The 17,393-nt window shown below is 52.2% G+C and carries 20 protein-coding genes and 1 riboswitch; of the genes, 3 read left to right on the forward strand and 17 right to left on the reverse strand.

The window, feature by feature from the left end; translation table 11 throughout:
• Together SU32_RS17525 and SU32_RS10700 are read left to right on the forward strand one after the other, a co-directional pair.
• Window positions 1-149: GIY-YIG nuclease family protein (locus SU32_RS17525; RefSeq protein ID WP_483756991.1), on the forward strand; the 149-nt coding region annotated here is incomplete at its 5' end.
• A 185-nt stretch (window positions 150-334) separates the two neighbouring features.
• Entirely contained in the window at window positions 335-994 is a 660-nt protein-coding gene (locus SU32_RS10700; RefSeq protein WP_053999364.1) for a hypothetical protein, read from the forward strand.
• Window positions 995-1,015: 21 nt separating this feature from the next.
• Here the strand turns inward: SU32_RS10700 and SU32_RS10705 are convergent, their stop codons facing one another.
• From SU32_RS10705 to SU32_RS10785, 17 genes are all read right to left on the reverse strand, one after another.
• A complete protein-coding gene (locus SU32_RS10705; RefSeq protein ID WP_053999365.1) occupies window positions 1,016-1,771 on the reverse strand; it encodes an ABC transporter permease in 756 nt (251 codons plus the stop codon).
• Window positions 1,768-2,493 (reverse strand): ABC transporter ATP-binding protein, encoded by a 726-nt coding sequence (locus SU32_RS10710; RefSeq protein WP_053999366.1) that lies wholly within the window; start codon window positions 2,491-2,493, stop codon window positions 1,768-1,770. The genes SU32_RS10705 and SU32_RS10710 overlap by 4 nt, the downstream gene beginning before the upstream one ends.
• Window positions 2,490-3,176 carry a thiaminase II gene (gene tenA / locus SU32_RS10715; protein ID WP_053999367.1) on the reverse strand — a complete coding sequence of 229 codons (687 nt, stop codon included), beginning with the start codon at window positions 3,174-3,176 and terminating at the stop codon, window positions 2,490-2,492. The genes SU32_RS10710 and tenA overlap by 4 nt, the downstream gene beginning before the upstream one ends.
• Window positions 3,173-4,111 (reverse strand): ABC transporter substrate-binding protein, encoded by a 939-nt coding sequence (locus SU32_RS10720; protein ID WP_053999368.1) that lies wholly within the window; start codon window positions 4,109-4,111, stop codon window positions 3,173-3,175. Before SU32_RS10720 ends, tenA begins: the two co-directional genes overlap by 4 nt.
• Entirely contained in the window at window positions 4,111-5,118 is a 1,008-nt protein-coding gene (locus SU32_RS10725) for a HesA/MoeB/ThiF family protein (protein WP_201454930.1), read from the reverse strand. Before SU32_RS10725 ends, SU32_RS10720 begins: the two co-directional genes overlap by 1 nt.
• The gene (locus SU32_RS10730) at window positions 5,115-5,711 is read right to left on the reverse strand and encodes a thiamine phosphate synthase (RefSeq protein ID WP_053999370.1); all 597 of its coding nucleotides are present in this window, start codon (window positions 5,709-5,711) and stop codon (window positions 5,115-5,117) included. Before SU32_RS10730 ends, SU32_RS10725 begins: the two co-directional genes overlap by 4 nt.
• Window positions 5,708-6,481, reverse strand: coding sequence for a thiazole synthase (locus SU32_RS10735; RefSeq protein ID WP_053999371.1), 774 nt, complete (start codon window positions 6,479-6,481; stop codon window positions 5,708-5,710). The genes SU32_RS10730 and SU32_RS10735 overlap by 4 nt, the downstream gene beginning before the upstream one ends.
• A 2-nt stretch (window positions 6,482-6,483) precedes the next feature.
• On the reverse strand, window positions 6,484-6,681 hold the full coding sequence (thiS, locus tag SU32_RS10740) for a sulfur carrier protein ThiS (protein ID WP_053999372.1): 198 nt from the start codon (window positions 6,679-6,681) through the stop codon (window positions 6,484-6,486).
• Window positions 6,665-7,657 (reverse strand): FAD-dependent oxidoreductase, encoded by a 993-nt coding sequence (locus tag SU32_RS10745; RefSeq protein ID WP_211097750.1) that lies wholly within the window; start codon window positions 7,655-7,657, stop codon window positions 6,665-6,667. Before SU32_RS10745 ends, thiS begins: the two co-directional genes overlap by 17 nt.
• A complete protein-coding gene (thiD, locus tag SU32_RS10750) occupies window positions 7,657-8,469 on the reverse strand; it encodes a bifunctional hydroxymethylpyrimidine kinase/phosphomethylpyrimidine kinase (protein ID WP_053999374.1) in 813 nt (270 codons plus the stop codon). Before thiD ends, SU32_RS10745 begins: the two co-directional genes overlap by 1 nt.
• Window positions 8,470-8,522: 53 nt before the next feature.
• Window positions 8,523-8,622, reverse strand: a riboswitch (TPP riboswitch).
• A gap of 32 nt (window positions 8,623-8,654) precedes the next feature.
• Entirely contained in the window at window positions 8,655-9,800 is a 1,146-nt protein-coding gene (locus tag SU32_RS10755; RefSeq protein ID WP_053999375.1) for an iron-containing alcohol dehydrogenase, read from the reverse strand.
• 1 nt (window position 9,801) lies between these two features.
• Complete coding sequence (locus SU32_RS10760) at window positions 9,802-11,181, reverse strand: aldehyde dehydrogenase family protein (protein ID WP_053999376.1); 1,380 nt, start codon at window positions 11,179-11,181, stop codon at window positions 9,802-9,804.
• A 3-nt stretch (window positions 11,182-11,184) separates the two neighbouring features.
• Window positions 11,185-12,552 carry a glutamine synthetase family protein gene (locus SU32_RS10765; protein ID WP_053999377.1) on the reverse strand — a complete coding sequence of 456 codons (1,368 nt, stop codon included), beginning with the start codon at window positions 12,550-12,552 and terminating at the stop codon, window positions 11,185-11,187.
• Between the two features lie 86 nt (window positions 12,553-12,638).
• The gene (locus SU32_RS10770) at window positions 12,639-13,673 is read right to left on the reverse strand and encodes a TRAP transporter substrate-binding protein (RefSeq protein ID WP_053999378.1); all 1,035 of its coding nucleotides are present in this window, start codon (window positions 13,671-13,673) and stop codon (window positions 12,639-12,641) included.
• A gap of 62 nt (window positions 13,674-13,735) precedes the next feature.
• Window positions 13,736-15,058, reverse strand: coding sequence for a TRAP transporter large permease (locus SU32_RS10775; RefSeq protein WP_053999379.1), 1,323 nt, complete (start codon window positions 15,056-15,058; stop codon window positions 13,736-13,738).
• Window positions 15,058-15,624: a TRAP transporter small permease subunit gene (locus SU32_RS10780; protein ID WP_053999380.1), complete on the reverse strand. Its 567-nt coding sequence runs from the start codon at window positions 15,622-15,624 to the stop codon at window positions 15,058-15,060. The genes SU32_RS10775 and SU32_RS10780 overlap by 1 nt, the downstream gene beginning before the upstream one ends.
• Complete coding sequence (locus SU32_RS10785) at window positions 15,621-16,424, reverse strand: N-formylglutamate amidohydrolase (RefSeq protein ID WP_211097747.1); 804 nt, start codon at window positions 16,422-16,424, stop codon at window positions 15,621-15,623. The genes SU32_RS10780 and SU32_RS10785 overlap by 4 nt, the downstream gene beginning before the upstream one ends.
• 107 nt (window positions 16,425-16,531) lie before the next feature.
• Between SU32_RS10785 and SU32_RS10790 the strand changes: the two genes are divergently transcribed.
• Window positions 16,532-17,392, forward strand: a complete 861-nt coding sequence (locus tag SU32_RS10790) for a MurR/RpiR family transcriptional regulator (protein WP_053999382.1) — start codon at window positions 16,532-16,534, stop codon at window positions 17,390-17,392.
• Window position 17,393: the final 1 nt, after the last annotated feature.

Raw genomic sequence — 17,393 nt, forward strand, 5'->3', positions numbered from 1 at the left:
GGCTTGTCTGGTACGAAGAACATGACGACATACGAGATGCTATTCAGCGTGAAAAATCGCTCAAACGCTGGCGGCGCCAATGGAAAATTAATCTGATCGAGAGCATCAATCCTGAATGGCACGAGCTATATAAAGGAATGGGTTGGTAGCAGTTCTGTTCGGATTTTGCTGCCCACCTTCACGGAATGGATCCTCGGCTCGGCGGCCGAGGATGACGACAGTGTGGGGCGAACACCGCGCCCGATCCCTGCCCTAGAGGGAGAGAAAGATTGCGCCAACTTATCCAACTCCCCAAAACCTGACCCCATAATCTTCCCCAAACAACGAGGACGATATGGACTGGCAGGCGGCGATCAACATAAACAGGCAGGCATTGCTGCGAATCGTAGCGGCGCTGGTGGCGCTTGTTCAAATTGGCAACGCTGTGCCACATGTCGTGCGCCATCAAATCCTGCGTGTGCTTGATCCCGCCGAAAGTGCAGCACGGCGGCTGATTGTGCTGGCGGCACGGGTTCAGAAAAGCGCGGAGATTGTCTCTGCTGCTTCGGCCAACCCTAACCTGCCGGATTTTGCTGCGTTCAATCGCACCATACAAACACCACGCTTTAAACTGTTCGATCCGCGCAAGCGTTTTGACTGGCTTGATGATCAACCAGCAAAACAGATGCCCAAAGCCATGCCGCGCATCAGCGTGATCGGCGTATCGGACCCCGTGTTTGAAACGCCCAAGGAACTTAACCAAGACAACACCGCCCTCACCCGTCGCCTCCAAGCGCTGCAAGACGCGCTTTCCGATCTGCCCAGAGAGGCAAAGCGTCTGAGCCGTCAGATGCAAAAGCGGAAAACCGCCCCCGCTGGGCCAAAGCGTGTGCCGCCCCTGCGACCGGGCCTGCCGCCAGGTTTCCGGCAAAAGCCGGATCACACGGTCGATTGTGTCTTAAAAGAATGTCATGCGCTGGTGCTTCAGCACATGGCGCTGACAGATACGTCATGAACGGTAATTTCACGCAAATCATTATGGCCCGCTGCGCGTTTCACCCTGCGCATAGGCCGTTAAACGCTTGGCCAGAAGTCCGACAAGGCTGTGTAAAATCACCGTCAGGCAGGCAAGTGCAATCAAACAGGCAAACATCAGATCGGTTTTGGCGCGGCCATTGGCCAGCAGCATCAGATAGCCAAGCCCCTTGGACGCGCCGACCCACTCGCCAATCACCGCGCCGATCGGTGCATAAACCGCGGCCAGCTTCAGCCCCGAACCAAGAGACGGCAGCGCCGCCGGAATACGGATATGACGCAAAATCTGCATCCGCGCCCCGCCCATTGTTTTGGCCAGATCAAGATAGCCGCGGTCAATGCGTGTCAAACCGTCATGAAAAGCTGAAGTTACGGGAAAATAGATGATCAGAACCGCCATCACCACTTTTGAACCCATGCCATACCCGAACCACAATGTGAGCAAGGGCGCGAGCGCAAAAACCGGCACGGCCTGGGTGAAAACCAGAATGGGGAGCATCAGACGCTCGGCTGTTTTGAAAAGCGTCAATTGCAAGGCCGTTGCCATGCCGAGCAAGGTGCCCAGCAGCAGCCCCAGCACGACTTCGGTTATCGTCACCAGCGCATTTTCAGCGATCAGCGCACGGCTGAAATATGCCGCTTTTGCAACGCGCCACGGCGATGGCAAAATAAAATGCGGTGCTCCGGTTATCACAACCAGCACTTGCCAGATGCCGAGCCCCAATAAAATTGCCAGTAGGAAATCGAGTTTTCTCATGCCGCCAGCGCCCGCAAATGCGCCAGTAATTTTGACTGGCAATCCAATGTTTCAGGCGCATCAACCGCGCGTATCGCAGGCATTTGAGGTGCCGGCCAGACATCCATACCGGTTTTGCCCATGACAAGAATCTGGTCCCCTAAACGGCTTGCTTCGGCTGGATCATGGGTAACAAGAAGCACGGTTTTATCGCTCAAAAGCTCGGCGGCAAGCTCTTGCATATCGGCGCGGGTGCCAGCGTCCAAAGCCGAAAATGGTTCATCGAGAAGCACAATGGGCCGGTCCTCCATCAGGGTCCGCGCGAGCGCTGCCCGCTGGCGCATTCCGCCTGATAAAGCGCCCGGCTTTTTGTGCCCATGGGCGCCAAGGCCAACCCGTTCCAGCAAGGTGACCGCGCGCTTCTGGTCGCCGGTTTCACCGCGAAGCGAAGCGCCGATCATCAGATTGTCGGTCACCGAAAGCCACGGCAAAAGCAGATCGGATTGCGCCATATAGCTAATCCGCCCCGCAACCGGCTGCCCGTCAGAAGAGGAAATGTTGCCCATGAAAACACCGCCTGTTTCAAGTCCCAAAAGCAACCGCAAGACGGTCGATTTTCCGACACCCGACGGGCCGAGCAAACAGGTCCAACGCGCGGACGGCATCACAAAGCAGGCATCAAAAAGCTCGCGGCCTTCGAGCATGAAATGCCCGCTAAACGTGATTTCAGGCGGCTGGTTCATTGTCCGCGCAATCCCATATCCCAGAACCCGACTTCAAGCTGCGTTGCCTTGGTATAACGCGCTTGCAGGATTTCACACCTTGGCGATGCAGACAGATCATTACCGATACGCCGCTCGACCGCCTTATCAATCATCGCGCCCGCAGTGCGGCAAACCTCTTGATATTCATCGCCCGCATAAGTTTCGATCCATTGCATATAGGGCGTATCACCGGATGCTGTTTGCGCCAGCCGCGCGCCGATTTCACCATAACCAAGTACGCAAGGCGCAAGCGCGGCCATCAGATCAAGAAAATCGCCCTGCATTCCCGCATCCAGTACATAGCGCGTATAGGCAAGGTTTTCGGTCGTTTCGCCGGCGTTGAACAAGGCTTCTTCGCTGATTCCGGCGGCGGCACATGTTTCGACATGCAACGCCATTTCATGATTGACCAGCGCGTGAACTGTTCCGGCACAAATTTTCATCTCGTCCTGCGTTTCCGCTTTAATCACACCCAGAGACCAGGCGCGCGAATAGTGAACAAGATAGACATAATCCTGGATCAGATAATGCAGAAATGAAGCGCGCGGCAGACTGCCATCACGCAAACCTTCCACGAATGGGTGGGTGACATAATCATGCCAGCTCTGTCCGGCTCCTTCGCGCCACAGCGCGAAGGTTTTTCCATAATCAGGATAACTCATTGCGCGGTCACATCGATCGCAATCGCCTCTACCGGATTTTGTGACGGGATAAGTCCGGCCTCATTGAGAAACGCTTCAAACGCGGCATAGCGCCCGGCATCCATAGCAGCAGGACGTTTTGCAAAACGCGGCCAGGTATCCGTCCATGCCCGCTTGTTTAATTCATCCTGTAGCTCTGTCGAAGTACCGGCAAATATTTCCCATCCTTCCTGCGGGTGGTTGGTAATGAATTGTGTCGCCTTTTCGGTCGCCGCAAGAAAACGGGCGATCATTTCCTTATCCATCGTGTCTGAATTGGCCACATAGATAAGCTCATCATAGGATGGCAGGCCTTCTTCCTCGACGTAGAAGCACTTGCCCGCGACACCTTCGATATCCATCTGGTTAAGTTCAAAATTTCGATAGGCACCAATCACGGCATCGACCTGTTTGGACATGAGAGCGGGCGACAGTGAAAAATTCACATTGATCAATTCGACATCGTCTAAACTGACACCGTGATTGGATAACACAGTGCCTAAAACAGCTTCTTCAACACCGCCGACTGAAAAGCCGACTTTTTTGCCTTTCAAATCCGCAGGTGTTTCAATTGGGCCATCTTCAAGAACAAGCAGGCAGTTCAGCGGCGTGGCAACCAATGTGCCAACGCGCTTAAGCGGCAAGCCTTCATGGATCTGAATATGCAATTGTGGCTGATATGAAATAGCAAGATCGCCCTTGCCTGCGGCAACCAGCTTGGGTGGATCGGACGGGTCGGCAGGGGCAATAATTTCCACCTCTAAATCCTGTTCTGCAAAATAACCTTTTTCCTGCGCTACAATAATCGGTCCGTGGTCAGGGTTGATAAACCAATCCAGTAAAACCGTCATTTTTTCTGCCGCCATTGCCGGTGTCGCCAGCATAGCAAGTGCCATAGTCAAAGCAGTTCGTTTCATTATTGCAGCCTTTCAGTTTCGGGCGCATCGCCCATTGCAATCAAGGAAATGGGACCATCCCAATATGTTTTAAGGTGAGAAGCAGCCTGCCAGGACCTCAAGCCAGAGCGGCATATCAGTACAGCGCGCTGCGCCTTGTCCGGTGCCGGTTTTGCGGAGGCAAAATCACTTACCTTCATACGCCGGGCATAAGAACGGATAAGATCAGGGGCTTCGTTTTTATCCCGCAGTTCAACCACCCAATCGGTAGGCTGAATATCGTCATCAGCGATAAATCCGAAGACGCCAGTTTCAGGCTCCGGCGCTTTATCAAAGCGAAAGCCGCCGCTTCGCATCGTACGCAAATCATGGGTAACAAGCTGGCCAAGCGGTGAAGGCTTTAGCTTCAAAAGTACCGACAAAGCCATCTGCGCTTGAGCAGCCCCTAAAAGACCGACGAGCGGTCCGACAACGCCTGCAGTTGCACAGGTCGCCGCGCGATCCGGCAAGTCCGGAAAAACCGCGCGCAAAGAAGGCGCAGTGCCGCAAAAGCCGCCGACATAACCGGAAAAGCCAAGCGCCGACGCGGTAATCAACGGAGTTTCAGATGCCTTGCAGAAATCCGATAAAATATAGCTGGCCGCGAAACTATCGGCGCAATCGACCACCAATGTTGCCTGCTCAACAAGTGCGCCCGCATTGGCAGGCGTGAGGCTCTCGCACATAGGCAAAAACTTGCAATCCGAATTTAACCCCACCAGACTTTCAGCAGCAATTTTCGCTTTAAAACGGCCAATGTCATTTTCTCTAAACAGCGTTTGCCGGTGCAAATTTGAGAGTGAAACAATGTCTCCGTCCACAAGAACCAAACGCCCGACACCCGCGGCTGTAAGATATTGAGCAACCGGACAACCAAGCCCGCCAATGCCCACAATCAGCACTGTGGCGTCAGCGAGCAAAGCCTGACCTTCCGCGCCAATTTCAGGCAATATTTCCTGCCGTGCATAGCGGTTGTTTGGGCGGCTCATCGCGTTGCCTCCAGCCAGGCTTTCACCCGTGCTTCAGGATTAGCATTCAAAGTGATATCCGTGACTGCGGAAACAACATCGGCACCCGCCTGAAAAGCACCGGCCGCACGGTCAATATTCATGCCGCCAATGGCAATCAAAGGTGTATCCCCGATCAGCGCGCGCCATTTGGTAAGCTTTTCAACGCCCTGCTCATGCCATTTCATCTTTTTCAAAATAGTCGGATAAATCGGACCGAGCGCGATATAATCAGGTGCCAGTGCCATGGCGCGTTCAAGCTCGGCACGATCATGCGTGCTGATACCTATCCGCAGTCCGGCAGAGCGAATTGCTTTAATATCAGCATGGTCCAGATCTTCCTGACCCAAATGAATGAAATCGCATTTCTCATCTAAAGCGATCTGCCAGTAGTCATTCACAACCAGCGTACAATCATGCAGCTTGCAAAGATCACGCGCGTTGCGGATTTCATCGCGCAAAATATCTTCGGGCATATCCTTGATACGAAGTTGCACGAGTTTAATGCCAAGCGGCAAAAGCCGTTCGAGCCATTTTGCGCTGTCAAAAATGGGATAAAACCGGTCAAGCATCATAGCAAAAATGCCTTTCCAAGAACCGGTGTGGAAGGCGCGGCCATGTCGCGCGGCTCCATCGGGTCTGCTGCCGCGGCCAGATGACCGGCGTGAACGGCACCCGCAAACGCTTCAGCCATCGCAGCCGGATCACCCGCCTTTGCAACCGCCGTGTTTAAAAGAACAGCATCAAACCCCATTTCCATCGCCTGAGCGGCTTGTGACGGCAGCCCCAACCCTGCATCAATGACCAACGGCACATCTGGAAAATGCGCCCGCATTGATTTCAATCCATACGGATTGTTCAAGCCTAAGCCGGAACCGATGGGTGCGCCCCAAGGCATAAGAACCTCACAACCGGCATCCAGCAATTTACCGGCAACAACAAGATCTTCTGTCGTGTATGGGAAAACCTGAAAGCCATCGTCAGTTAGAATACGCGCTGCTTCAACAAGACCGAATACATCCGGTTGAAGCGTATCCTCCTCACCAATGACCTCCAGCTTGATCCATTTGGTGCCAAAGACTTCGCGCGCCATATGTGCGGTCGTGACGGCCTCTTTCACGCTGTGACAACCAGCCGTGTTGGGAAGCACATGAACGCCGAGATCGCGGATGATCGCCCAGAAATCCTGCCCTGCCCGATCATTGCCGCTTTCGCGGCGAAGCGAGACTGTGGCAACACACGCCGCACTGCGCTTGAATGCCTCCACCATGATTGCTGGAGACGGATATTGCGCTGTGCCCAGCATCAATCCGTTTTTCAAAGTCGTGCCGTAAAAATCGCGCATCACTAACCTCCCTGCATTGGCGCAAGGACTTCGATCAAATCATTCTCATTGAGTGATTGTGTCTCGCGAAGCGTTGCCGGTACAAACTGGCCGTTAACTGCAGTCGCTACTTTCGCATCGCCAAAGCCCTGCTCTTCAAGCAGGGCAACAAGTGTATTGGCATCCGTTTCAATGGCTTCACCATTAAGCTGAAGTTTCATCCATCATCTCCGGTTTTGTGTTATCAAAAATCATTTCAGCGACCATTCGCGCCATTGCAGGTGCCAGCAAGAACCCGTGGCGAAACAGGCCGTTCGCGCAGATCAAATTTCCGTCGCGGCGGATACGCGGCAAGTTGTCGGGAAAAGCCGGTCGCGCATCGACGCCGATTTCGAGCACTTCAGCTTCTCCAAAAGCCGGATTGAGCGCGTAAGCCGCACTGAGCAATTCAAGCAATGACCGTGCGGTCACATGCGTTTTTTGACTGCTTTCAATCATGGTCGCGCCCAGCATAAATATGCCGTCACCGCGCGGAACAACGTAAAGCGGTATGCGCGGATGCAGCAGGCGAACCGGCCGGTTAAGCACTACATCCTTACAGGATAAAATGAGTATTTCGCCTTTAACACCGCGCAGATCATTGATTGTGTCGCGCGCAGCAAACCCGCGGCAGTCCACGGTTAGGCCCTCACGCGTATATAGTTTGGGGTCTGCATCTTCGGTTTTGAACGTAACGCCATCTGCCACCAGACCGTCACGTAGCCGACCAAGTGCCAAACGCGGTGACAGATGCGCTTCGTCCTTAAAGAACAAGCCCGTGTTAAAGCGGCCGGCCAGATCAGGCTCCAAAGCTTCGACTTCGGCACCGGAAACAGTTTCAAAATGACTTGTTCTGCGGCCAAAACGGGAAAGTTCGGCTTTATCACGCGCCGGTGAAACAACCAGCGTGCCACAGCGATTGACCGCGTCGGTTTTTACCTGCCACCAATCCGCCGCTTCCTGTCCGAGACGAACCACCGGTTCTTCTGCGCTTTCACCCTCACAAAAAGGTGCGAGCATGCCGCCTGCCCACCATGAGCAAGCATGCGGACCGATACCGTCATGGCGGTCCACTACAAGCACATCGGCCCCGCGATCACGCAAAACCCGCGCAACGCAAAGACCGGCAACACCGCCACCTATGATACTTATCTGCATCATGTCCATTGCGCCGAAAAGTGATGGACGGGCCCATGGCCTGCACCAATATCCAAATCATCGGCAGCACAAATGGCAGCATGTAGATAAGCATGAGCGCGCTTTACGGCTTCCGCCATTGCAAAGCCCGATGCTAGATTGGCAGCAATTGCCGCTGAATAGGTACAGCCCGTGCCATGTGTGTTGCGTGTGTTGATACGCGGCGCTTCAAAACTGGTTATAACCCCGCTCTGCTCGACCAGAACATCGGTGCAGACAGTGCCCTCAGCGTGCCCCCCCTTCATGAGAACAGCTTTGGGACCAAGCGCCAGAAGTGCTTTGGCCTGTGCAACAATTTCATCGTGTGATTGCGCAACATCACAACCAAGCAAGCGGGCAGCCTCGGGAAGATTAGGCGTTAAAAGATCGGCCTGCGGGAGAATGGCGTCCAATAAAGCGGTGATCGCTTGATCTTGCAAAAGCGCATCGCCGGATTTTGCGATCATCACCGGATCGACGACGACCTTGCCATTATAACCTTTCAGCGCCTCTGATACTTCATGAATAATCGGCGCGGAAAAAAGCATTCCCAGTTTAATAGCATCGACGGCAAGATCGGATAGGACCGCAGAAATTTGCGCCGCAACTATATCAGCGGGCACTTCATGGACGGCCGTTACTGCAGTGGTGTTTTGAGCGGTGATCGCCGTGATGACGCTTGCGCCATAGGCTTTATTTGCTGAAAAGGCTTTTAAATCGGCCTGAATGCCCGCACCACCGCCACTATCGGAACCAGCAATCGTCAATGCAATCGGTATTCTTTTCAACGTCATTACGCCTCCAAAATGGGGCAAAACGACGGGAAAAGGAGATTGGCCGCAATAGGCTATGCGAATTACCCGTTCCCTACGCCGGCATTGCCCGGATCAGGTTCGACGGGTCGGTGCAAGCACCTCTCAGCCCAATGGGCCCCCCGACGGATAAAGCGTCCTTAACGCATAATTTTCAGCGGTGCAACTTAAAGAATGGCCTCAAGCAGCGCGCGTGTATTTTCTTCAGTCATTTTCACCGGATTTCCACCGGTGCTCGGATCACGCAAAGCATCAGCAACCAAGCGGTCAATATCAGGATTTTTAACGCCCAAATCAGTAAGCGTTTTAGGAATCTGCATCGACGCGTTCAGCTCATCGACATAAGCGCAGAAACCGTCAAACCCGCCATCAATACCCAGATAGGCAGCAGCGGCATCAAAACGCTGCGCAATAACTTCCTTGTTGAATTGCAGCACCGCCGGCATACAAACCGCATTGGTTGTACCGTGATGGGTGTGGTGCAAGGCGCCGATCGGGTGGCTCAGTGCGTGAATGGCGCCAAGGCCTTTCTGAAAGGCTGTCGCGCCCATCGCCGCAGCGGACATCATATGCGCACGCGCTTCTATGTCTGTGCCATCGGCATAGGCACGCGGCAGATATTCTTTAACGAGCCGCATGCCTTCAAGTGCCATGCCCTGGCTCATCGGATGATAATGCGGGCTGGAATAGGCTTCCACGCAATGGGCAAAAGCATCAAGTCCCGTACCGGCCGTGATAAATTTCGGCATCCCGACTGTGAGTTCCGGATCGCAAATGACCGTAACCGGCAGCATTTTGGGATGGAAAATGATCTTCTTCTCATTTGTTTCAGAGTTGGTGATAACGCTCGCGCGTCCCACTTCCGAACCGGTACCGGCTGTTGTCGGCACGGCAATAACCGGCGCAATCGCATCTGCATCAGCGCGTGTCCACCAGTCGCCAATATCTTCAAAATCCCACAATGGACGCGACTGACCGGCCATGAAAGCAATCACTTTGGCAAGGTCCAAACCGGAGCCGCCGCCAAATGCGATAACACCGTCAAAACCGCCGTCACGATAAATTTTAACCCCTTCAGCGGCATTTAAATCGGTCGGATTTGGATCAACATCGGAAAATAGTGCACGACCCAAACCGCCCGCTTCCATAAGATCAAGCGTTTTGGACGTTATATCCATCGATGCCAAGCCCTTGTCGGTGACCAAAAGCGGCTTGGTGATGCCAGCGGCAATACACACATCAGCGATCTCTGCGATTCGCCCAGCGCCAAATCGAATGGCTGTCGGATATGACCAATTAGCAGTCAAATTCATATTAGTTAGCTTTCTTCAAATGATAGGATTTTGGTCGGGTCAGATTGTGATAGCCGATGACCGAAAGGCCGCCGCCGCGCCCTGTATCTTTACAGCCTGTCCAGCAAAGCGCCGGGTCCAGATAATCGCAGCGGTTCATGAAGACTGTGCCGGTTTCAATTCTGCGGCCAATTTTCATGCCGCGGTCAACATCGGCTGTCCACAATGATGCGGTCAGTCCGTAATCGCTATCGTTCATCAGCGCGATCGCTTCCTCATCATCCTTGACTTTCATGATGCCGACAACCGGACCGAAACTTTCATCACGCATGACACGCATATCATGATTTACATTGGTCAGGATTTGAGGCGTCAAATACGCACCGCCATCGTCTTCGGCAAACGTCTCGATGTGGGCGACCGCACCGGCGTCGACCGCTTCTTTGATTTGAGCGCGGACTTCATCGGCGAAGCGTTTATGTGCCATCGGACCGATTGTCGTTGCCTCATTCAGCGGATTGCCAAGCTTGTAATTTTTGACAATGGCCACCGCCTTTTCAACGAAGGCATCATACAAAGATTCAACCACATAGATGCGTTCGATACCGCAGCAGCATTGGCCGGCATTAAACATTGCACCATCGATCAACGTATCAACGGCAGCGTCCAAATCCGCATCTTCCATCACATAGCCGGGGTCTTTGCCGCCAAGCTCCAGTCCGAGACCGGTAAATGTGCCTGCAGCCGCTTGTTCCATCGCTTTGCCACCGCCGACAGATCCTGTGAAATTGACAAAGCCGAAACTGCGCTCGGCAATCAGCTCGGACGTGGTTTCATGGTCAAGAAAAACATTCTGGAATACATCTTCAGGAACACCGGCGCTGTGAAAGGCTTTCGCCATACGTTCACCGACCAGCAATGTTTGCGTGGCATGTTTAAGCATCACGCTGTTTCCGGCAATCAAGGCCGGCGCAACGGTGTTGATCGCTGTCATATAAGGGTAGTTCCAAGGAGCAACGACCAGCACAACGCCATGCGGTTCGCGCGCAATCAGCTTTTTAAAAGACGCATCATCGGCAATTTCGATATCTGCCAATGCTTCGTCGGCGATTTTCGCCATATAGGTCGCGCGCTCTTCAAAGCCGCCGAACTCGCCGCCATAACGAACCGGACGGCCCATCTGATGCGCAAGTTCCGGCACAATCTCGTCATTCATAGCACCGACAGCCGCAACACCGGCCAGCACGAGATCAATACGCTCCTGCAACGGGCGATTGGCCCATTCGGTTTGAGCAGCTTTGGCTTTGGCAACAGCGCTGCGCGCCTGTTCACTGCTTAGCACCGCCCGTTCAGCAAAAACCGAGCCGTCGATCGGTGAGATACATTTCAACATTTTTGTCATTGTTTACGCTCTTTCAAATCCGCGTGCGATTTCATAATCGGTTACAACCCGATCAAATTCTTCCATTTCCCATGTCGCCGCGCGCACATAATGGTCGACCACATCATCGCCCATTGCCTCACGCAGCATTTTAGAATGACGCAACGTCTCCGATGCATCACGCAGCGATGTCGGCAATGATTTTGCGTTATCATCCTTATAGATATCGCCCTTTGTCGGCGGCGCCAATTCCAGCTTATCTTCCAGTCCTTTGATACCGGCTGCCATTAATGCGGCAATGGCCAGATAGGGATTGATATCCGAACCACCAATCCGGCATTCAATACGCACCCCTATTGTGCCTACACCGCAAAGCCGGAAGCCGGCTGTCCGGTTATCGATCGACCAGATGATTTTGGTCGGCGCGAATGTTCCGGCCGAAAAGCGCTTATAGGAATTGATATAAGGCGCAAGAAAATAAGTAAGGTCAGGTGCATATTTGATCATGCCGGCAACATAATGGCGCATAGTCTGCGACATTGTATGTTCGCCGTCAGCGTCAAAAAACGCAGGCTCGCCATCTTTCGTCCATAGCGACATATGCACATGCGACGAGGAGCCAACACGGTCATGATGCCACTTTGGTAAAAAGCTCGCCGCGTGCCCCTGTTGCCAGGCTATTTCCTTGGTCGCATGTTTGGCAATCGTGTGAAACTCGGCGCAATCCATCGCATTTGAATAGCGAATATTGAGCTCTTCCTGCCCGGCTTCCGCCTCGCCCTTGGAGTTTTCTACCGGAATACCGGCATTGAATAAATGATTACGCAGCGGGCGCATAACGCCTTCTTCGCGCGTGGTCTGCATAATGTGATAATCTTCATTATACCCGCTGATCGGCTCCAGATCGCGGTAACCGCTTTTGCGGATTTCCTCAAAACTTTTCTCAAACAGAAAAAACTCCAGCTCTGTCGCAGATTTGGCTTCAAAACCAAGTTCGGCAAGACGCGCAACCTGTTTCTTCAAAATGGCACGCGGTGAATGGCTGATTTCTTTATGGGTATGGTGATCAAGAACATCGCACAGCACCATGACGGTGCCCTCCAGCCACGGCATTGGCCGGATCGTATCAAGATCGGGCTGCATGACATAATCGCCATAACCGCTTTCCCAGCTTGTCGACGCATATCCGCTTGGCGTGGCCATTTCCAAATCAGTCGCCAGCAGATAGTTACAGCAATGCGTTTCTTTATAGGCACTTTCGATAAAGTTTTGCGCGTGAAACCGCTTACCCATCAAACGGCCCTGCATATCAACAAGGCATACAAGAACAGTATCTACTTCACCCGACGATACTTTTTGTTTCAGCGCATCAAACGACATCGTACCTGTCATGAAAATTCTCTTCTCTGTAAGTAAACTGTTTTCGCATTAAACCAGCGCCGAATTTCGGCGCTGGTCTTGTTCACGTAATCGCCGGATTAGCCGTAGCGGTACGGACGTCCTGCTTTTCTCATGTCCGCATTATATTTACGGAAAATCTCGACGACTTTCGCTTTTGTCGGCGATTCAGATGCAATCTCATCCCAGAATTTTACAGCCGCTTCTTCAACGGTTTCCCATTCTGCGTCAGGGATTGTTGTCAGCTTGAGCTTGTCACCATTGACGCGAAGATTGGCTTCTCCGCCCCAATACCACCATTGGCGGTAGTAGTGGCTCTGCTCCATGCAGACTGTGAGCATTTGCTTGAGATTGTCCGGCAGTTCATTCCAGCGGTCCATATTGGCAAAGAAGTGGCCAATCCATGCGCCTGAAATATTGTTTGTCAGGAAGTAATTGGTCACATCAGCCCAACCGACTGTGTAGTCTTCGGTAATACCGGACCATGCGATACCATCCAGCTCACCGGTTTGAACCGCAGTTTCAATATCTTCCCAAGGAAGTGTTACAGGCACCACACCAAACTGACTGAGGAAACGGCCCGCTGTCGGGAATGTGAAGATGCGCTTGCCTTTAAGGTCCGCCAATGAATTGATTGGCTCCTTGGTTGCAAAGTGACATGGATCCCATGCGCCTGCCGAAATGTGCTTCACACCAACCGCAGCATATTCCTCATCCCAGATTTCTTTCAAACCGTACTGGTTAAACAGCACTGGAACATCCAGCGAATAACGGCTTCCGAACGGGAAGTAACCGCCAAAAACAGTCACTTCTGTCGGCGAAGCCATTGAGTCATCGTCCGATTGAACTGCGTCGATTGTGCCGCGTTGCAAGGCTTGAAAAAGCTCGCCTGTCGGCACTAACTGGTCTGCGTAGAACAGCTCGATTTCCATCTGGTCACCGGCGATCTGGTTAAATGTGTCGATCGCAGGCTTGATAACATGCTCGCCCAATGCGCTACCGGCATATGTCTGCATGCGCCATTTAATTTTTGACTGTGCAATCGCAGGCGTTGCCAGCGCGGCAGCCGGTGCAGCAAGTGCCGCACCTTTGATAAATGTACGTCTAGTCGTCATGGTACTCTCCTCGTTTTCAGCTCTATTTAAAAAACAGTTGCCGCCTCTTTGCGAGGTTCTTGTTAATTCCCGTATACGTAGTTTGGCAGCCACATCGCGATTTGCGGAAACAGCATGACCATGATCAGTGCAAACACCATCACCAGCACAAACGGCGTGATCGATGCGTAAATATCTTTAAGTGTAATCTCCGGCGGCGCCATTGCCCGCATCAAGAACAGATTATAGCCGAATGGCGGTGTCATATAAGCAATCTGGGTCGTGATCGTATAAAGTACGCCATACCAGATAAGGTCAAATCCGAGCGCATCGACCAGCGGCACATAAAGTGGCGCAACGATAACCAGCATCGCAGTGTCATCCAGAAATGTTCCCATAATCAGGAATGAAAGCTGCATCAGGATTAGGATCATCCACGGGTTGAGACCCAATTGCTCTGTGAACAGGCCATCAATGGCATTAACCGCGCCCAACCCGTCAAAGACCGCGCCAAAACCTAGAGCTGCAAGAATGATCCACATAAACATACAGGATATGGCGAGTGTCTGGCGGACAGAAACTTCAAACACTTCGCGGGTCATACGCCCTTTAAGAACAGCGGCCAGAAACGCTGTTGTCGCGCCGACCGCAGAGCTTTCGACCAGCGAGGTCCAGCCATTGACAAACGGCACCATCATCGCCGCAAAAATAAACAATGGAAGCAGTCCCGCACGCAGCAATTTGAGCTTTTCCTTGCGCGTAACGTCACGGTCCGCCTCCGGCAATGCCGGTCCAAGCTCAGGCTGAATGCGGCAACGAATGTATATGTAAATCATAAACATGGCGGCCATCATCAGGCCGGGCAAAATACCCGCAAGCCAAAGCTGGCCGACCGGCTGTCGCGCGATCATCGCATAAAGCACAAGCACAACGGACGGCGGCACCAGAATACCCAAGGATGAACCGGCTTGAATAACACCGGTCACCATGCGCTTGTCATATCCACGTTTTAATAGTTCCGGCAGCGCAATCGTTGCACCAATAGCCATGCCGGCGACTGAAAGGCCGTTCATCGCGGAAATCAAAACCATAAGCCCGATTGTGCCGATCGCCAGACCGCCGCGCACCGGCCCCATCCAGACGTGGAACATTTTATAAAGATCATCGGCAATTTTGGATTCCGACAGCACGTAGCCCATGAAAATAAACATCGGCAATGTCAGCAGCGGATACCATTTCATCAGCTTCATGGCTGACGAAAACGGAATATCGGACCCGCCGACACCCCAAAGTGCAATGGCTGCAATAGCGCCCACAGCACCGATTGCCCCAAAAACACGCTGGCCGGTAAACAGCATTAGCATCATGGATGAAAACATGAAAATGGCGATCATCTCTTGTGACATTAAACAGTGCCGCCTTTAATTCTGATGAGGTCTTTCAAAAGTTCGGAGATCGCTTGCAGTAGCATCAAGAAAAAACCAAAAACCATGACAATTTTGATTGGCCAGATTACGGGACGCCAAGCGGTCGCGCTGTGTTCCAAGCGGCCAATTTCTTCTGTTCCAGTCAACAGCCCCCAGTAAAAACGGAAAGGCTCGTTCTGGTAATGACCAAGGGAGTAAGCCGTCGAACTCAACGCACCGTAGAGCAATACACCAAGATAGAAAATCAGCATCAAAACGGTGATGGCATCAACTTGCGCTTTGCGGTGATCGCTCCATTCGGCGTAGAACAAATCCATGCGCACATTCGCACCAAGTTGGATCGAATATGGCCCGCCCATGATGTAATAGGTCACCATGGCAAATTGCGCCATTTCCAAGGTCCATAAAGATGGATTGAAAAATGTTTTTGAAATGGATGACCAGAGCAAAATGCCGCCCATGACAAAAATGCCGTACATCATAATGCGGCCGATGCGAAAATTCACGGCATCAACAGTTCGGATATAGGATCGGGCAAAACTCATGGCGACACCTGCTTGAGCTGTTCGCCTTGCCCGACTTGCGACAAGGCATCATTCAGCAGCACCGCAAGCATGCTGGCAACCGCTTCGCAATCCTCCTCGGTGGCGATCAAATCGTTTCTGATCTCGATCATGACGTTGAGAATACTGCGGCTTATTCCATGCTCGATGAGTGTGTGCATGACACCGTCCTGCGCACCATAAGGCTCGTTACGCTCAACTTTCATCACAGTATGGTTGAGTGCCTGCGCCAGCATGGCATCTGCCAAGCGTGAATCCTTATCATGCAGAATACCGATTTCGACCGCCCTCACCTGACCTTTGTAAACCGGCGTAAAACTGTGGATCGTTACCAGCGCAATCTGTTTATCGTGCTTGTCGAGTTCTGATTTTAAAGCCGCCTCAAAAGGCCGGTAGAACTGCTCTACCCGGAGTTTGATATCACCGGCGCTCAAATCAGCGTTGCCCGGGATGTCAAAAATTTCGCTGCGTGACGGCACAGCGTCAACAGCTTCCGGTGGACGGTTGCAATCATAAAGAAGGCGTGAAGCACCGCCCAATACGGCGGGCGCCTGCAATTTTTCACTGAGCTTGTGTGTGACCGATGCGGCACCCGGATCCCATGCAATATGGCTCTGGCGCAAATCCTCAGGCAGTCCGAGATTGTTATACGCGGCAGGCATATAATTCGACGCGTGCTCGCACACCAATAAGAATGCAGACTGATGACCGCTTCTTAAAATCTCGACCTGCGATGAACTTTGCATCTGCCGCAAGTAAATCTCTCCCACCTTAAATCCCATTTTGTAAAATCCTCTTCAATTGAGTTTCACTTGTCAAGATTTATTCTATTTTCTTTTTTACGCGGATACTTTAAATCTGTTTTTCAACGAGGGGGTGAAGTTATCCGATGAAATCAATTGCCGAGCGCCTGCAGGAAAAGACGGATCAACTCACCCGTGCCGAGCGACAGCTTGCACAAACAATCATGCAGAATTATCCGGCGTCTGGATTGGGCACCATTACGACTTTGGCAAATACCGCTGAAGTATCAACGCCCACAGTTGCAAGACTCGTGCAAAAGATTGGTTTTTCAGGCTTTCCCGACTTTCAGGCGCATTTACATAAAGAACTGAATGAAAAAATATCCGGCCCAATAGCTAAGCGCGAAGGCTGGGCGAACAATGCGCCGAACGAGCATATTATTAACCGTTTTACGGACGCCGTTATTGACAATATCAGGCATTCGCTTGCCGACATTGATACCGAGCTTTTTGACGAAGCCTGCAAAAAACTAAGCGATCTAGATCGGCGCATTTTTGTTGTGGGCGGACGGATTACCCGCACCTTGGCGGATTATTTTTTCCTGCACATGCAGGTTATCCGCAATAATGTCACGCATATCAGCTCCAGTTCAAATGCCTGGCCGCATTATCTGATTGATGTTTCCGAAGGCGATATTGTCGTTATCTTCGACATCAGGCGTTATGAAAACAGCACGCTTAAACTGGCTGAAATGGTGCGTGAAAAAGGCGCCGAGATAATACTTTTCACAGACCAGTGGAATTCACCCATCAGTAATTATGCCAGCCACAGTTTCAGCAGCCGGATAGCTGTTCCATCGGCGTGGGATTCAAACGTAACCTGTATGCTTCTGGCTGAAATTGTCATTGCCGAAGTGCAAGAACATCACTGGGAAACCACCAAAGAACGCATGCAGGATCTCGAAAACATGTTCGACCGCACACGTTTTTTCAGAAAATTTTCGTAAG

The sequence above is a fragment of the Ahrensia marina genome (genome assembly GCF_001293565.1).
Taxonomy (GTDB): domain Bacteria; phylum Pseudomonadota; class Alphaproteobacteria; order Rhizobiales; family Rhizobiaceae; genus Ahrensia; species Ahrensia marina.

Coding starts and splice junctions, on each gene's coding strand:
- SU32_RS10700 (WP_053999364.1), top strand. CDS start 335: ATGGACTGGCAGGCGGCGATCAACATAAACAGGCAGGCATTGCTGCGA.
- SU32_RS10705 (WP_053999365.1), bottom strand. CDS start 1,771: ATGAGAAAACTCGATTTCCTACTGGCAATTTTATTGGGGCTCGGCATC.
- SU32_RS10710 (WP_053999366.1), bottom strand. CDS start 2,493: ATGAACCAGCCGCCTGAAATCACGTTTAGCGGGCATTTCATGCTCGAA.
- tenA (WP_053999367.1), bottom strand. CDS start 3,176: ATGAGTTATCCTGATTATGGAAAAACCTTCGCGCTGTGGCGCGAAGGA.
- SU32_RS10720 (WP_053999368.1), bottom strand. CDS start 4,111: ATGAAACGAACTGCTTTGACTATGGCACTTGCTATGCTGGCGACACCG.
- SU32_RS10725 (WP_201454930.1), bottom strand. CDS start 5,118: ATGAGCCGCCCAAACAACCGCTATGCACGGCAGGAAATATTGCCTGAA.
- SU32_RS10730 (WP_053999370.1), bottom strand. CDS start 5,711: ATGATGCTTGACCGGTTTTATCCCATTTTTGACAGCGCAAAATGGCTC.
- SU32_RS10735 (WP_053999371.1), bottom strand. CDS start 6,481: ATGCGCGATTTTTACGGCACGACTTTGAAAAACGGATTGATGCTGGGC.
- thiS (WP_053999372.1), bottom strand. CDS start 6,681: ATGAAACTTCAGCTTAATGGTGAAGCCATTGAAACGGATGCCAATACA.
- SU32_RS10745 (WP_211097750.1), bottom strand. CDS start 7,657: ATGCAGATAAGTATCATAGGTGGCGGTGTTGCCGGTCTTTGCGTTGCG.
- thiD (WP_053999374.1), bottom strand. CDS start 8,469: ATGACGTTGAAAAGAATACCGATTGCATTGACGATTGCTGGTTCCGAT.
- SU32_RS10755 (WP_053999375.1), bottom strand. CDS start 9,800: ATGAATTTGACTGCTAATTGGTCATATCCGACAGCCATTCGATTTGGC.
- SU32_RS10760 (WP_053999376.1), bottom strand. CDS start 11,181: ATGACAAAAATGTTGAAATGTATCTCACCGATCGACGGCTCGGTTTTT.
- SU32_RS10765 (WP_053999377.1), bottom strand. CDS start 12,552: ATGACAGGTACGATGTCGTTTGATGCGCTGAAACAAAAAGTATCGTCG.
- SU32_RS10770 (WP_053999378.1), bottom strand. CDS start 13,673: ATGACGACTAGACGTACATTTATCAAAGGTGCGGCACTTGCTGCACCG.
- SU32_RS10775 (WP_053999379.1), bottom strand. CDS start 15,058: ATGTCACAAGAGATGATCGCCATTTTCATGTTTTCATCCATGATGCTA.
- SU32_RS10780 (WP_053999380.1), bottom strand. CDS start 15,624: ATGAGTTTTGCCCGATCCTATATCCGAACTGTTGATGCCGTGAATTTT.
- SU32_RS10785 (WP_211097747.1), bottom strand. CDS start 16,424: ATGGGATTTAAGGTGGGAGAGATTTACTTGCGGCAGATGCAAAGTTCA.
- SU32_RS10790 (WP_053999382.1), top strand. CDS start 16,532: ATGAAATCAATTGCCGAGCGCCTGCAGGAAAAGACGGATCAACTCACC.